Annotated in this window: 11 protein-coding genes and 5 tRNA genes; 13 read left to right on the top strand and 3 right to left on the bottom strand. The window is 43.5% G+C overall.

Features of this window, described 5'->3' with window-relative positions; all coding sequences use genetic code 11:
• Window positions 1-74: 74 nt before the first annotated feature.
• On the bottom strand, window positions 75-863 hold the full coding sequence (locus tag OC193_RS19200) for a lipase family protein (RefSeq protein ID WP_048662956.1): 789 nt from the start codon (window positions 861-863) through the stop codon (window positions 75-77).
• Between the two features lie 348 nt (window positions 864-1211).
• Between OC193_RS19200 and OC193_RS19195 the strand changes: the two genes are divergently transcribed.
• The 9 genes from OC193_RS19195 to cobA all read left to right on the top strand — a co-directional run bounded on the left by OC193_RS19195 (window position 1212) and on the right by cobA (window position 7429).
• Window positions 1212-1298 (top strand) — tRNA-Leu (locus tag OC193_RS19195).
• A gap of 67 nt (window positions 1299-1365) precedes the next feature.
• Window positions 1366-1439 (top strand) — tRNA-Cys (locus OC193_RS19190).
• 46 nt (window positions 1440-1485) lie between these two features.
• Window positions 1486-1561, top strand: a tRNA-Gly gene (locus tag OC193_RS19185).
• 79 nt (window positions 1562-1640) lie between these two features.
• A tRNA-Leu gene (locus tag OC193_RS19180) sits at window positions 1641-1727 on the top strand.
• Window positions 1728-1793: 66 nt separating this feature from the next.
• Window positions 1794-1867, top strand: a tRNA-Cys gene (locus OC193_RS19175).
• A gap of 619 nt (window positions 1868-2486) precedes the next feature.
• Window positions 2487-5045, top strand: a complete 2559-nt coding sequence (nirB, locus tag OC193_RS19170; RefSeq protein ID WP_048662837.1) for a nitrite reductase large subunit NirB — start codon at window positions 2487-2489, stop codon at window positions 5043-5045.
• A 15-nt stretch (window positions 5046-5060) separates the two neighbouring features.
• Complete coding sequence (gene nirD / locus OC193_RS19165) at window positions 5061-5384, top strand: nitrite reductase small subunit NirD (protein ID WP_048662836.1); 324 nt, start codon at window positions 5061-5063, stop codon at window positions 5382-5384.
• Between the two features lie 123 nt (window positions 5385-5507).
• Complete coding sequence (locus OC193_RS19160) at window positions 5508-6323, top strand: formate/nitrite transporter family protein (protein ID WP_017062558.1); 816 nt, start codon at window positions 5508-5510, stop codon at window positions 6321-6323.
• 329 nt (window positions 6324-6652) lie between these two features.
• A complete protein-coding gene (cobA, locus tag OC193_RS19155) occupies window positions 6653-7429 on the top strand; it encodes a uroporphyrinogen-III C-methyltransferase (protein ID WP_048660108.1) in 777 nt (258 codons plus the stop codon).
• Between the two features lie 51 nt (window positions 7430-7480).
• On the opposite strand, the gene OC193_RS19150 is transcribed toward cobA, so the two are convergent.
• On the bottom strand, window positions 7481-8032 hold the full coding sequence (locus OC193_RS19150; protein WP_048660109.1) for a DUF4174 domain-containing protein: 552 nt from the start codon (window positions 8030-8032) through the stop codon (window positions 7481-7483).
• Window positions 8033-8281: 249 nt separating this feature from the next.
• On the opposite strand from OC193_RS19150, the gene OC193_RS19145 reads away from it, so the two are divergent.
• The 3 genes from OC193_RS19145 (at window position 8282) to OC193_RS19135 (ending at window position 10883) form a co-directional block, all read left to right on the top strand.
• Entirely contained in the window at window positions 8282-8755 is a 474-nt protein-coding gene (locus tag OC193_RS19145; RefSeq protein WP_004731130.1) for a LabA-like NYN domain-containing protein, read from the top strand.
• Window positions 8756-8835: 80 nt separating this feature from the next.
• Window positions 8836-9501 carry a response regulator transcription factor gene (locus tag OC193_RS19140; protein WP_048660110.1) on the top strand — a complete coding sequence of 222 codons (666 nt, stop codon included), beginning with the start codon at window positions 8836-8838 and terminating at the stop codon, window positions 9499-9501.
• The gene (locus tag OC193_RS19135) at window positions 9498-10883 is read left to right on the top strand and encodes a sensor histidine kinase (protein WP_048662835.1); all 1386 of its coding nucleotides are present in this window, start codon (window positions 9498-9500) and stop codon (window positions 10881-10883) included. Before OC193_RS19140 ends, OC193_RS19135 begins: the two co-directional genes overlap by 4 nt.
• Before the next feature lie 207 nt (window positions 10884-11090).
• On the opposite strand, the gene OC193_RS19130 is transcribed toward OC193_RS19135, so the two are convergent.
• A complete protein-coding gene (locus OC193_RS19130) occupies window positions 11091-12395 on the bottom strand; it encodes a dicarboxylate/amino acid:cation symporter (protein WP_048660112.1) in 1305 nt (434 codons plus the stop codon).
• A gap of 586 nt (window positions 12396-12981) precedes the next feature.
• On the opposite strand from OC193_RS19130, the gene OC193_RS19125 reads away from it, so the two are divergent.
• Window positions 12982-15099, top strand: coding sequence for a TonB-dependent siderophore receptor (locus OC193_RS19125; RefSeq protein ID WP_048660113.1), 2118 nt, complete (start codon window positions 12982-12984; stop codon window positions 15097-15099).
• Window positions 15100-15127: the final 28 nt, after the last annotated feature.

Below are 15127 nucleotides of genomic sequence, written 5' to 3'. Positions count from 1 at the left end.
ACCAACATAAGTTAGAGACTAAAAAGAGCACAGGCCGTAATAAGTCTGTGCTCTTTCTTTATTAGATTATACGTTCAATGTTGGTCAAAGAAATCCTTATTACGGATATACTTGCTCATCAAGTGGTAAGAGAAAGGTCTTATCAACCAACTAAAAATAGAACGTCCAAGGCGAATAAACGTTGGGGTATTCTCATAGATTCTGCCGTTGTATAGCCAAAGCACCTTCCCTACATGCCAATACAGTAACGGCACGGGTGGCATGAAGGTCACGATGTCTATGTCACAACAGATGCGGTAAGTCTTCTTACTCAAGCGATAGTGCTTTCTAAAACTCCAATCACCAATCGCAGGTTGCCCAAAGGTCACGATTCGCTTTACGCAGCCTGGATACTTTTGCTCAAAGTAGTCAGCAAACACACAACCAATCGCGCCACCGGAAGAGTGGCCGGTAATAGAGATTCTTTTGCCTTGTTCTAAAAGAGGGATGAGCGTTGCTTCCAATCTTTCAATCACCGTTAAGCCAAGCTTATCTTCATTGCGATTTGGTTGGCTTTCTTGAAACATTAGATGATAGAAGCCAGCATGCACTCGGTAATTGAGTCCAATCCTTTTGCAGCTTCTTGTCCATAGGGCGAAGTTGAGCAGCCAGTCTGATACGCTGTGTGACCCTTTAATAACGACAACCACTTCGTCTTTGTCGCTGCTCCACAACACGCGAATCATGGTTTTACCAAACTGGTTCTTTATGATGCGTTGTCCATTAGGATCAAAACCATAGCGAGTTTGTTTAAAAACTCTAGGGTAGGCTAGGTTACAAAGAACGGCGTAGCGCTCATATTGGTATCGTTTTAATGGTTTCACATGTTTGCTTCTTAATAAGAGTTACTTAGAACTCTAGTCGTTGAATGTGAAAAGCACATGAAAACACCATTTACTTGATTCGTTAGAGAAAAATCGAAATAGGCCGCTGTCGCCTAAGTTAATCCTAGTTAGTAAATAGCGTTGTAAAACTAGAGAACAACGTATAAGAACCGTACAAGCTGCATTAAATTTATTCTTTGGAGAGTGATAATTAATCATTTGAATTAAAAGATAAAATTTATTGTTGACGAATTTTTTCCATCCGTTAAAGTACACCTCGTTCTCACGGCTTAGGTCGCTGAGAGATGGTGTTTTATTTTTCAGTAATCAGCATCGCAAGATTGCGTTGCCCTGGTGGTGGAATTGGTAGACACAAGGGATTTAAAATCCCTCGGCGTTCGCGCTGTGCCGGTTCAAGTCCGGCCCGGGGCACCATCTATCTTGCTTCTACTTTTTGAGTAGAGTGATGAACAAAGAGTTGTTCTCTTAAATCACTATTAAAGGCGCCTTGGCAGAGTGGCTATGCAGCGGATTGCAAATCCGTGGACCTCGGTTCGACTCCGGGAGGCGCCTCCATTCTTCCTCTTAGTTTGATAATTTAAGAGATAATAAGAATGAAAATGCGATACTAGCTCAGTTGGTAGAGCGCAACCTTGCCAAGGTTGAGGTCATCGGTTCGAACCCGATGTATCGCTCCAAATTTTGTAATGTTGATTAATTTGACATTAAGATGGTGTTTTACTTTTCAGTAATCGACATCGCAATAAAGAATTGCGTGCCCTGGTGGTGGAATTGGTAGACACAAGGGATTTAAAATCCCTCGACGTTCGCGTTGTGCCGGTTCAAGTCCGGCCCGGGGCACCATCTATTTCATTGTTACCTTTTACTAGGTGACAATCAAAAGAGTTGTTCTCTTAAAACACTACTGAAGGCGCCTTGGCAGAGTGGCTATGCAGCGGATTGCAAATCCGTGGACCTCGGTTCGACTCCGGGAGGCGCCTCCACTATTCAAAGTTGAAGGGCCAGCAGAAATGCTGGCCTTTTTGCTATCTGAAATTCTAAACCCTCATGCTATGTTCAAACTTCCACGTATGTTATCTAGTCAATAACACCTCTAGGAACAAGCTCTTATCTGATCACTTTCTTTGCCGGTCTGTTCCTTGTGTAAACCGGTTATTTGCTAAACAATCACCAGCATCTGTTAACTAATTGTGGTGGTTTTTGAGTGAAATTAGTGGGGAATGGAAAAAGGCGATTGTCTTTTGCGTCATTAAGTTCTTCATATTTAGACATAGTTGCTCATGATCCTGTAACGCTTTCATGAGTTATTACAGTTCTTATGACTATAAATGAAAATGATTGTTATTTACTTACGTTGTTGCTAATCTATTATGAAACTTTACAACATCCTCTCTAGTGCAAGAAAGTGTATATAAAACCCCGCTAAACCTTATTAAACCTACGGTTATTCGTTTGCTTCGTATGATAAATCAGCAGATCTAACTCTTTTGTTCTACCCCTTTAGGGTAGTTCGATTTCGTAATTGATTTACATCATATTTTCATTTTCTTTCATAATTCATTATTCGCTCAGTTAAGAAATATATAACCTTCAGGAATTCTTATGAGCAAGATGAAGCTAGTCGTAATCGGTAACGGGATGGTCGGTCATCGCTATATCGAAGATTTAGTCGAGAAGACAGATGTTGCTAACATGGACATTACGGTGTTCTGTGAAGAGCCTCGCGTAGCCTATGATCGTGTACACCTTTCTTCTTATTTTTCACACCATACTGCGGACGAACTTTCTTTAGTTAAAGAAGGCTTCTACGAGAAACACGGCATCAACATGCTGATCGGTGAACGTGCTATTAACGTTAACCGTGAAAAGAAAACAGTTTACTCAAGCACTGGTCGTGAAATCCAATACGACAAACTCATCCTTGCTACAGGTTCATTCCCATTCGTTCCGCCAATCAAAGGCAACGAAGGTAAAGACTGTTTTGTTTACCGCACAATTGAAGATCTGAAAGCGATCGAAGCAACGGCTAAGAACTCTAAGTCTGGTGTTGTTGTTGGTGGTGGTCTACTTGGCCTTGAAGCGGCAGGTGCACTTAAAGCACTTGGCGTAACCACACACGTTGTTGAGTTTGCTCCTAAGCTAATGGCTGAGCAGCTTGACCAAGCGGGTGGTAACCAACTTCGTCAAAAAATCGAACGTATGGGCGTTAACGTACATACAAGCAAGAACACGCTTGAGATTGCTCCTGAAGGCACTGAAGCTCGTAACGTAATGCGCTTCGCAGACGGTACTGAGCTAGAAACTGATTTCATCGTATTCTCTGCTGGTATTCGCCCTCAAGACAAACTTGCTCGTCAAATGGGTCTAGGTATTGCACCTCGTGGCGGTATCGAGATTAACGATCACTGTCAAACGACAGACAAAGATATCTACGCAATCGGTGAGTGTGCGTCTTGGAACCAAACGTTCTACGGCCTAGTGGCTCCTGGCTACAAAATGGCGACAGTTGCTGTTGACCATGTTGTTGGCAACGAAAGCACATTTGAAGGTGCTGACATGTCTGCGAAGCTTAAGCTTCTAGGCGTGAAAGTAGGCTCTATCGGTGATGCAAACGGTCGTACTCCTGGCTGTAAGAGCTACGTTTACCAAAACGAAGAACAAGAAGTTTACAAGCGCCTAATCGTTTCTGAAGACAACAAGAAGCTTCTTGGTGCGGTAATGGTTGGTGATACGTCTGACTACGGCGATCTTCTACAGCTTATGCTGAACGAAATCGACCTGCCAGAACACCCAGATGCACTGATTCTTCCTGCACACGCTGGCGCTGAAAAGCCAACACTTGGCGTAGACTCGCTTCCTGAATCTGCAGTTATCTGTTCTTGTTTTGATGTGACTAAAGGCAAGATCGCTCAAGCGGTTGCTGAAGGTCATCACACAATCGGTGATATCAAAGCGGTAACGGGTGCAGGCACTGGTTGTGGTGGTTGTATTCCACTTGTGACATCAGTACTAAATGCTGAACTTGCAAAAGCTGGTGTTGAAGTGAAGAACGACGTGTGTGAGCACTTTGCTTACTCTCGCCAAGAGCTTTTCCACCTAATTCGCATCGAAGAAATCAAAACGTTCGATGAGCTATTAGAGAAATACGGTAAAGGTTACGGCTGTGAAGTATGTAAGCCTCTAGCGGGTTCTATCCTTGCTTCTTGCTGGGGTGAACACATCCTTAAGCCTGAGCTAGTGAAGCTGCACGATACCAACGATAATTTCCTAGGTAACATGCAAAAAGACGGTACTTACTCTGTTATCCCTCGTATGGCGGGTGGTGAAGTAACGCCTCAAGCACTAAGCGTTCTTGCTGATGTTGCGGCTGAATACAACCTGTATACCAAAATCACGGGTGCACAACGTATCGGTCTATTCGGCGCTCAGAAAGATGACTTACCAGCTATCTGGAAGAAGTTAATCGCTGCAGGTTACGAAACAGGTCAAGCTTACGCAAAAGCACTTCGTATGGCTAAGACATGTGTTGGTTCTACTTGGTGTCGTTACGGCGTTCAAGATTCAGTTGGCCTAGGCGTGATGATCGAGAACCGTTACAAAGGCATCCGTACTCCTCATAAGATGAAGTTTGGTGTGTCTGGCTGTACTCGTGAGTGTGCTGAAGCTCAAGGTAAAGACTTAGGTATCATCGCAACTGACGCAGGTTGGAACATGTATGTGTGTGGTAACGGTGGTATGAAACCTCGTCACGCAGACCTGCTAGCAAGCGACCTAGACCAAGAAACGCTGATCAAATACATTGACCGTTTCATGATGTTCTACATCCGCACGGCTGCTCCGCTACAGCGTACTTCGGTATGGATGGACAACCTAGAAGGTGGTGTTGATTACCTACGTGAAGTGATTGTAGACAACAAGCTTGGTATCAATGACCAGCTTGAAACTGACATTGCAGGCTTGGTTGATAACTTTGCTTGTGAGTGGACAGATACAATCAACGACGAAGCTCAACTTAAGCGCTTTGCACACTTCATCAATGCTGATGACCGTGATGAGAACGTTGTGTTTGTTGATGATGGCCGTGAACAACACCGTCCAGCGACATTCACTGAGAAACACCCTGAAGCGAAGGGCGATATCCTTCACGTTGAACTGGTTTAATTGGGAGACGACATCATGGCATTTACCAAAGTTTGTAAGATCGAAGACATTATCCCAGGTACCGGTGTTTGTGCATTGGTTGGTGGTGAGCAAGTAGCAGTCTTCCGCCCAACTAAGGCTGAAGAAGTATTCGCGATTAGCAACACAGACCCTTACTTCCAGTCTAACGTGTTATCACGTGGTCTGATTGTAGAGCACAAAGAAGAGCTTTGGGTGGCAAGCCCACTTAAAAAGCAACGCTTTAACCTAGCAACAGGTGTGTGCATGGAAGACGAGAACTTCAACGTGAAAGCGTACAAAGCTCGTGTTACCAAGGGTGCTGTAGAAATCTCTGCTTAATCTTTGGATGAGTAAGATTTGATAGTTCAAGGGTTCTAGTTCTCGATATTGCCTTAACTCGGTAACTAGAGCCTTTTCCTATCCAATTTTAACTTTTAATTTTACTTTTTTAAGGACAACATTATGTCTCCTGATTACAAACCAGCTGAATTCGTTCAAACGATGATTGATGTGGGTGAAGCGAAAACTAAAACAAGTACTCGCGATCTTCTGATTCGAAGCACTATGGCTGGTATCATCCTTTCTCTAGCGGTTGTTGTTGCAATTACAGCAATGGTACAAACAGGCATTGGTCTTGTTGGCGCACTAGTGTTCCCAGTTGGCTTCGTGATTCTAAGTGTGATGGGTTATGACCTAGTAACTGGCGTTTTCGGCCTTGCTCCTTTGGCTAAATTCGACAACCGTCCAGGCATCACTTGGGGCCGTATCCTGCGTTGTTGGGGTATTGTTGGTCTTGGTAACCTTATCGGTTCTTTGATTGTTGCTTTCCTAGTGGCTGTTTCTTTAACAGGTAACTTCTCTCTAGAGCCAAACGCTGTTGCTCAAAAGTTCATTGCTGTTTCTACAGGTCGTAGCTTAGGCTTTGAAAACATGGGCATGGACGGATGGATCACGTGTTTCGTACGCGGTATCTTCTGTAACCTAATGGTATGTCTAGGTGTGATTGGTAACATGACTGCTCGTACAGTGTCTGGCCGTGTAGCAATGATGTGGTTCCCAATCTTCATCTTCTTCGCACTAGTGTTCGAGCACACAGTAGTAAACATGTTCCTATTCCCACTAGGTATGATTCTTGGCGCTGATTTCGGTATCGCGACATGGTTGAACTTCAACCTTATCCCAACAATCCTAGGTAACATCGTTGGTGGTCTACTAATGACGTGTGTTCCTCTATACCTAACTCATGCTAAAACAGCACCTTCTCTAGGCGCTAAGTAATTAGATAGCTCTAGGTTAATGAGCAACTAATAATGTGTGTTAAGCCCCAAGCTGTTGATTTGGGGCTTTTTTGATCTTAACACTCTCTACTTTTGATAACGGTGCACCTAAGGCGAGCAATGTGTGCTTGATGATGGTGCAAATGTCAGGGTTTTCCAACGTAATAGATTGTTTTGTTATATAAACTTCTATCTTGATTAGAATTAATCGTGAAGTTTTATGGCAACAACTGATAGTCTAAGAAGTAGGGATATTGGTGATTCATACAACGATGAATCGTCATACAGAATTAAGCTTGAAATATAACAAGCTAACTTTCGGAGCAAAGCATGTCAGAAGTATCGCCATCGAATGTTAAAACAGGAAACACAGGATTTGTTTCATTAGTAGGTGCCGGTCCGGGCGACCCAGACTTACTTACGTTAAAAGCGGCACGAGTGATTCAACAAGCAGACGTTTTGGTTTATGACCGCTTGGTATCAAAGGATATCTTGGCGATGGCTAACCCAGAAGCGGAAATGCTGTATGTGGGTAAAAAGCTCGATCATCACTGCGTACCTCAAGATCAGATCAACCAACTATTGGTCACTAAAGCACAAGAGAATAAGCATGTAGTACGCCTTAAAGGTGGAGACTCATTTATCTTTGGTCGTGGCGGGGAAGAGTGTGAAACACTGGCTGAAAATGACGTTAGATTTGAAGTGATTCCGGGCATCACAGCTGCTGCAGGCGCAACGGCTTATGCGGGTATTCCTTTGACGCACCGTGACCATGCGCAAAGCGTTCAGTTTATTACCGGTCACCTTAAGAAAGACGGCGAAGATATTGACTGGCAATCTCTTGCTCAGCACAACCATACAATTGTGTTTTACATGGGGTTAAAAGAGAGCCCAAACATTCAGAAAAACTTACTGGATAACGGTATGCGAGCCGATATGCCTGTAGCGATCATTGAAAACGGTACTCGCCAAGAGCAAAAGGTTTACCGCGGTGGGCTGAGTGATTTGGCAAGCCTTGCTGCTACAGCAAAGAGCCCTGCACTTATTGTCGTTGGCAGTGTAGCTGAACTACATGAAAAGCTAGATTGGTTTAACAAGCAAGCTTAATTATTTGGCCTTCTAGTTGTCTTTTTAAACAATTGCTGAACTCATCAAGTATCAAATACTGCAGCGGCTGCTTTGTCGCTGCATTTCTTGTTGGCGCATTGGCATTTCATCGATGATATTGGTGATTTTCTGCCAGTCTGTCTTACCGCTCCACCTGTGTTTCTCTTTTCCGTCTTTACCTATCAAAACAGCAGTATGTGAACCTTTTGGTATTCCATAGCTATCGGTTACGGCTTCTAGGTTAAATTCTTCTTCAAGCCAAGTAGGGACTGTGTAGCCGCTCTCCGCAATGACAATGATAACTACGTCTCTTTCATCCAATTGACAGTTGTTGATCAACACTTCATTGAGAAATTCTTTGACGACGGAATCTTCCTTTGGTGCAAAGTAGATCACGCTACGGTGCGGTAACGGTTTTGAATGTGAATAGGCAGGGTAGGCAAGTACCGAGTGAATGGTTGAGCTCATGACCAATACTGTGCTGATAGTCAGTAGTTTAATCAAGCTAAACCAGACGCGAAAACTTGCCGAATAATTCATTGATTTCGCTGCTTTGGCTGTGTCGATGCTTACGCACGATTTGTGTATTTGTCGGTGTAGCATGGCCAACCTCCCTTGAAAACTCAAAGTCTGAGAATGATTTGAAAGTTACGTAGGGAAGAAAGTTAAGTTCAGAACCATTCGATAAACGTACAACACAAATCAACCTACATTAAGCATAGTTAGGATTACGCTAAACATACGGAGATTTACGTTAACGGAAGGAAACAAGTTCATTTTTATTGAGTAAAGCGACTCGCATTTTATAAGTGAATAGAATAGGGTATACGGAAAATCTAAAGGTATGAATTTATGGAAAACATAGCAATTTTGGTCGACGTTCAGAACGTTTACTACACGACGCGCGACAAATACCGTTCTAACTTCGACTATAACCAGTTTTGGTATGTTGCCACGGAAGGGCGTAACGTTGTTGCAGCTAATGCTTACGCAATCTCAAGCCAAGACCCTAAGCAGCGCCAATTTCATCACATCCTGCGTGGTGTTGGCTTTAATGTGAAGCTGAAACCGTTTATTCAGCGTCGAGATGGTAGTGCAAAAGGTGACTGGGATGTAGGTATAGCACTAGACGCGATAGAGCTTGCTGAGACAGTCGATACGATTGTTTTAGTCTCTGGCGATGGCGATTTCGAAATCCTTGTAGAGCGAATCAAAGAGCGTTTTGGCAAACCTGTTGAAGTGTATGGTGTACCGGGGTTAACCGCTCAAAATCTTATCGATTCTGCGTCAAAATTTGTACCGATCGAAAAAGATTTTCTTCTATAGAGGAAATCAGGCACTTTATAATTGAAATCAATAATAACGATAATTAGAATGCAAACAGTTCTTATTTATCGGTATGTGTAATGTCTCGCGTTTTAGTTGTTGATGATGATATTCAGTTGTGTGAGTTGCTAGGTGAAGTGTTAGAAAATGAGGGGTATCACGTTGATACCGTTCATTGCGGTGAGTCCGCGCTTGAGTTTATTCAATCGAACCCTGTCGATTTAGTTTTACTCGATGTAATGCTTCCAAACCTAAGTGGTATTCAAGTGGCAAGGCGTATTTGTCAGCGTTTTGCTACTCCCATTCTTATGTTAACCGCGCTTAACGACGATGCCTCAATGCTCGATGGTTATCAAGCTGGAGCCGATCAGTACATCGCTAAACCTTTCAATGTTCCTGAACTCTTAACCCGAATTAAGGTGATCTTGCGCCGAGTGGGTTTTGAGCGTCAGAGACAATCTTTAGCTTCCTCTAATCACGGTTTGTGCGAACAACTCTCTCGTTTGCCATTAACCGGTACTGAAAAAGACTTGCTTGATTATCTTGTTAAAAATGACGGTATCGTGGTTTCCAAGTCTGACCTTCAAGTCCATGTACTTAAGAAAGAGCTGTGTCCTTTCGATCGTAATTTAGATATGCATATCAGTAATATACGTCGAAAATTGGTGCAGGCGGGCCTGTCGAAACAGCACATTAAAACCGTTCGTGGTAAAGGCTACAGTTACCTAGAGTCGGTCGGCGCATGAGTGCCCATCTAATACGTTGCCCGGATTTCATCGCTAAGCGAAAAGATGGATTAACCTTTCAATTGTTTAGTTACCTGACAGTGATTCTAGTGAGCATTTTGATCCTGCAAGGTGTCGCTGAAAGAGCGTTGATGAAGGCTCTGCTAAAGGTCCCTGAGTCCGTTAAAGCAGAAATGTTGGATCTTGCTCATCAAGCGAATGTTTTGATCGAAGAAGGGGACATGGACGAGCTAGCTGACTGGGGTAATGCTCAACGTTATTATTTGTTCGTTATTGACGAGAATAACCGCCCAATTACACATCGACACATGCATCCGCACTTCGAATTTAAATTGAAGTTTCTGCGTACCTTAGACCACCAACTGAGTGACCGTGTGAGTAAGCCAATTTTTGGCTTGCCACTGGATAACGGCAGTACGCTTGTTATTCAACTTCCTCACCAGTTTCACCCCGCAAAATCCTTTGCTCCATACTCCTATATGCTTAAAGCTGTGATTGCCTTGGTGGTATTGTCTCTGTTCTCGATTATCATGGCGAAAAGCCTGCAGCAACCGTTGGATAGATTGAGAGAAGCGAGTCGCAGACTTGCTCAAGGCGATTTCACTGTCAGTGTGGTATCGGAGTTAAACTCCACCACGCGAGAATTCAACGAGCTTGCACACGATTTTGATCATATGACCTTTGAGATTAAATCTCTGGCTGAAAAACAACGTCGTTTAATTCGTGATGTGTCACACGAGTTAAGAACGCCATTAGCAAGGCAAAACCTCGCACTACACCTGCTACGAAGCAAGGTTGATGATAAAAGCATTGGTTTGCTCGAACGAATGGAAAGCGAAACAGAAGAGATGAACAAGCTGGTGGGTGAGATACTTGAATTTAGCCGCTTAGAAACCTCTCGCTATGACTCTAAATTAAGCTTAATGCACCTAGAGCACTATTGCTCGATGTTGATCGCGCAGATGCAAAACGATTTAAAGCCGAATCAAACTTTGATTGGTGACTTAGAGAGACCGACATCAATGGTGAGTGTTGATGAGAGACTACTTCTTCGAGTGATCGGTAACTTGGTCGGCAATGCAATTAAATACGCGGGTGAGAACGCTCATGTTATCGTGACGACATACGAACAGGTCATAGATAAACGTTACAGTGTCATATCTGTAGAAGATGATGGTGAGGGTATTGCTGATAACAAGATTGCGGGTATATTCGACCCGTTTACACGAATTGAATCAGCGCGCGATAAACAGTCTGGTGGCTACGGGTTAGGTCTTGCGATTGTTAAAGAAGCGATGGGTGTGATGAATGGGCACGTTACTGCTGAGAATAGAGACGGTGGGGGGCTTAGAGTGAACCTTATGTTCCCAATCGCTGATTAGCTTTCTGTTTTTATCTGTCGTGTTCCATAGGTAACTATGATTGAAAGCGTGCTTAGAAATATAACTAATAGATATAGTTTAGAAACATCGCCCAATAAAAAACGCCACTGCATCTGCAGTGGCGCTTTTCTTTATGTGCTTTGAATGAGCTAGACGTAGCCATTAATTACGCCAGAGCTTGAAGACAAGAGCATCAGATAAGCGAGACTATGCCTGTTGGCGAGCTAGCTTAACTTCTTCTTCTTTCTCACCTGCTGCTGGGTCGTTGAAGCGAGACTCGTCTAGAGCGCCTTCAGACTTAGCAACGATGATAGATACGGCACTATCACCAGTGATGTTTACAGCGGTACGAATCATATCAAGAAGGCGGTCAACACCCATGATTAGAGCGATACCTTCAAGTGGTAGGCCAACTTGGTTCAATACCATCGCTAGCATAACAAGACCAACACCAGGAACACCTGCAGTACCAACAGACGCCAGTGTCGCCGTTAGGATAACCATTAGGTAATCACCCATAGATAGGTCGATGTTGTACGCTTGTGCGATAAACGCAGTCGCAACACCTTGCATGATTGCAGTGCCGTCCATGTTCACAGTTGCACCTAGTGGTACTGTGAAAGAAGCGACTTTGTTGTCTACGCCCATGCGGTTCTTAGCTGTTTCCATTGTTACTGGAATTGTTGCGTTTGAAGATGCTGTTGAGAATGCAAACATGATTGCATCTTCCATCTTACGTAGGAACGTAATCGGGCTAAGGCCAGTGAACCCTTTAAGCATTGCGCTGTAAGTCACCAGACCGTGCAACAGCAGGGTACCCGCAAGCACTAAGAAGTATTCTGCTAGGTTCCAAATCGCGCCCAAGCCAAGGCCAGAGAACAGTTTCGCCATCAAGAAGAACACGCCGTAAGGAGCAAGGTTCATTAGTAGCGCAACTAGCTTCATGATCACTTCGTTTAAATCAGAGAAAACGGCAGCGATACGTTCGCCTGGTTTGCCGGCTGCACTGATTGCGATACCAAACAACACTGCAAATACGATAACTTGTAACGTTTTGCCCTCAGCCATCGCCTGAATAGGGTTGGTTGGGAACATGTCGATGATTACTTGGCCTAAAGAAGGAGCATCCGCTGATTTAAAAGAGCTCGCAGCAGTAAGATCCGCACCAGCTCCAGGTTGGAACAGGTTACCGATAGTAAGTGCTAGAGTGATAGCAACGGCTGTAGTACCGATATAAAGTGCAAGCGTTTTGCCCCCCATACGGCCAAGAGTTGATAAGTCTTTAAGAGAACTTGTACCGCATACTAGTGAAACGAAGACTAGTGGCACAACAAGCATTTTTAAACTGGCGACAAAGATTTGTCCGCCTACTTCAAAGAGTCCGTTAACGATGTAGTTGTTAACAAATCCGCTGTCTGCAAAAAGGGATTGAATGGCAAATCCCGTTAGTATACCTACGACCATACCGAGGATTACTCGACCAGTCAGAGACATAGGTTTCTTGGTATTCATTTAGAACACTCCTTATTATTTATAACTTTGATACCTTTTCAAAGTGAGCAGGAGATTAGCAGTCGGTTGTTCAAATCGAAAAACAAAAAATGAGTTTGGAATTATAGATGTGATCAGAATCACTGATAATTGTGTAAATTCAACAAGATTCAACAATATAATTCACTATAATTTTACATTTATCGAGGGTTTTATACATAAACTTGTCGTTTCAAAGGTAGTAAATAAGAAGAGATGATTTTCTTATTGATCGTCACACCTCAAATTGACCTGGCCAATAACGCAGTTTCAAAAAAACTGGATGGCGACAACCACTTTTAAGCGTAAATGTTCTCTAAATATCTGTATTGAAATGGGTTTGTTTAACTTTATAAAAACGCCTTTCCGCCACGCCTTTCCGCCACGCCTTTCCGCCACGCCTTTACAAAACTTTACGAATGCAAAGAATGTAAATTTAATGCAAATGGTAATAATTATCACTTATATTCTCTCCCGAAATGATTCAGTGGTACCGGAAACGGTTCAGCGAGCACATCGAATGACTAACAAAGTGCTCGTCTAAAAGAATAAAAGCGGAGTAAAGGACATGTTTTCAAAGAGCCCATTGGCTTTAGTGATCGGCGCAGTATTAGCTTCACCAGCAGTATTGGCAGAAACAGTAAAAACAGACGAGCATATGGTTGTTGAAGGTCGTGACTACGGTTACAAAGCCGACACGAACACAACAGCGATGCGTATGGAGGCCACTCAATTAGAGACTCCGGGACAAGTTTCAGTAATCGATGAGCAAATCATCGATGAACAGCGTGCTAGCACGTTAGGTGAAGTTCTTAAGAACGACGCATCTGTTGGGGCGGGTTCTAAATCAACTAACCGTGAGCGTTTCACGCTTCGTGGTTTTAATTTGGAGAGTAGCTCTGGTTACCTGCGTGATGGCGTTCAACACTGGTCTCATTACCGCCAACCGGTAGAGCTTCTGGAGCGAGTTGAAGTATTGAAAGGCCCAGCTGGTCTACTTTACGGTAAGTCTGCTCCTGGCGGCCTTGTGAACATGGTTTCTAAGAAGCCAACATATGAAACTCAAGTTAACGTAAGCCAAGATATCGGTTCTGATAGCTACACGCGTACTACCGCTGATGTTAGCGGTTCATTAAATGATGACCAAACTTTACGTGCTCGTTTGATTGTTTCACAAGAAAACCAAGACTCTTACCGCACACGTTTTGATGGCACAGATGTAGAGACTGACCGTTTTGTTGGTGGTCTATTTGTTGATTACGATATCAACGAAGACATCATGTTGTCTGTTCATTACGACCGCACTATTGAAGAGGGCGATTTAGACAACGGTTCTAAAATCGATACTTCTACTGGTAAAGTTATCGACCCTAACACGGTTAATGACCAACGCTTTGCTCAAACGGACAACGACGTTGCAAACTACGGTGCATCTGTAACCGCTAACTTGAACGACGCTTGGTCTGTGAAGACAGGCATCAGCCGTCAGTTCTATGAACGTCAACGTACAGAATCAAACAACACAGTATATAGCGATAAGAGCGGCGGTTACGGCTACAAGGTATCAGACCGTCACGATGAATGGACGTTTGATACGGCTTATGTAGATTTTACTGGTGATTTCGATGCACTAGGTGTAAACCACCGCCTACTTGTTGGTGTGAATGGTCTTCATTACGATTACGAGCGTTTATACGATTCTGGCTACACATGTGTTAACGCAACAGAAGCAGAAGCAGCTGCTGCATGTGGTAACGGTTTTGATATGCCTTCTAACGTTAACTACAAGAACGACAATGAAGTGTCTCACTCTGAAAGCCAACACTACGGTCTTTATGTTCAAGACTTAGTAACGCTGACTGAACAGTGGCAAGTACTTGGTGGCGTGCGTTTCGCTTACGACAAAACGACGAGCAGCTCTAATCAAGAAGAGAGCTACAACAACATTCTTCCTAAGCTTGGTGTGATTTATTCACCAGCGTCTAATGGTTCTATTTACGCGGTTTACTCTGAAAGTTTCGAACCTGTTGGCGAAATCACAGATAAAGATGACGTGAACTTTGGTCAGTCTCAAGATGCTAAGAAGGGCACACTTTACGAGCTAGGTTCTAAATGGGAACTGTTTGATGAGCGTCTGTTTGTATCAGGAGCATTGTTCCAGATCACTCAATCGAACATGCAAGTGACTGAAGACCTAGATCCAGCAAGCAATAACGGCAAAGAGACACGCACAAGCCAAGTTGGTGAGCAAGTTCATACTGGTGTAGAACTGTCGGCTACCGGCTACATGACTGAAGCATTGTCTTTGAGTGCATCAACTATGTTCTTGGATGCTGAATACCAAAATGACCCTGCACTTGAAGGCAAAACTCCAGCTGACGTTCCTGAGTTTACGGCTAGCATTTGGTCTACTTATGCATTCAACAACGGTACTGATGTAAACCTGGGTATTTATCATGTAGGTGAGCGTTACACAGAAAGCGCTAACACATTCAAAAAAGATGCTTACACTCGTGTAGACATGGGTGTGTCTCATACAATGAAGTATGACGAAAACCTAGATTTTGTTGCACGTTTCAACGTAGAGAACTTGTTTGATACTGACTACCTTGAAGGTGGCAGCACAAGCAGCGTTGTTGTTGGCGAAGGCCGTAACTACATGGCGACTTTACAGGTAAAATACTAATTTGTTAGTAGGGTACTATTAATAGCTT

This window comes from Vibrio crassostreae (genome assembly GCF_024347415.1).
Lineage (GTDB): Bacteria > Pseudomonadota > Gammaproteobacteria > Enterobacterales > Vibrionaceae > Vibrio > Vibrio crassostreae.
This window is presented reverse-complemented; position numbering and strand designations above follow the sequence as displayed.

Coding starts and splice junctions, on each gene's coding strand:
- nirD (WP_048662836.1), top strand. CDS start 5,061: ATGGCATTTACCAAAGTTTGTAAGATCGAAGACATTATCCCAGGTACC.
- cobA (WP_048660108.1), top strand. CDS start 6,653: ATGTCAGAAGTATCGCCATCGAATGTTAAAACAGGAAACACAGGATTT.
- OC193_RS19125 (WP_048660113.1), top strand. CDS start 12,982: ATGTTTTCAAAGAGCCCATTGGCTTTAGTGATCGGCGCAGTATTAGCT.
- OC193_RS19150 (WP_048660109.1), bottom strand. CDS start 8,032: ATGCTACACCGACAAATACACAAATCGTGCGTAAGCATCGACACAGCC.
- OC193_RS19130 (WP_048660112.1), bottom strand. CDS start 12,395: ATGAATACCAAGAAACCTATGTCTCTGACTGGTCGAGTAATCCTCGGT.
- OC193_RS19145 (WP_004731130.1), top strand. CDS start 8,282: ATGGAAAACATAGCAATTTTGGTCGACGTTCAGAACGTTTACTACACG.
- nirB (WP_048662837.1), top strand. CDS start 2,487: ATGAGCAAGATGAAGCTAGTCGTAATCGGTAACGGGATGGTCGGTCAT.
- OC193_RS19140 (WP_048660110.1), top strand. CDS start 8,836: ATGTCTCGCGTTTTAGTTGTTGATGATGATATTCAGTTGTGTGAGTTG.
- OC193_RS19135 (WP_048662835.1), top strand. CDS start 9,498: ATGAGTGCCCATCTAATACGTTGCCCGGATTTCATCGCTAAGCGAAAA.
- OC193_RS19160 (WP_017062558.1), top strand. CDS start 5,508: ATGTCTCCTGATTACAAACCAGCTGAATTCGTTCAAACGATGATTGAT.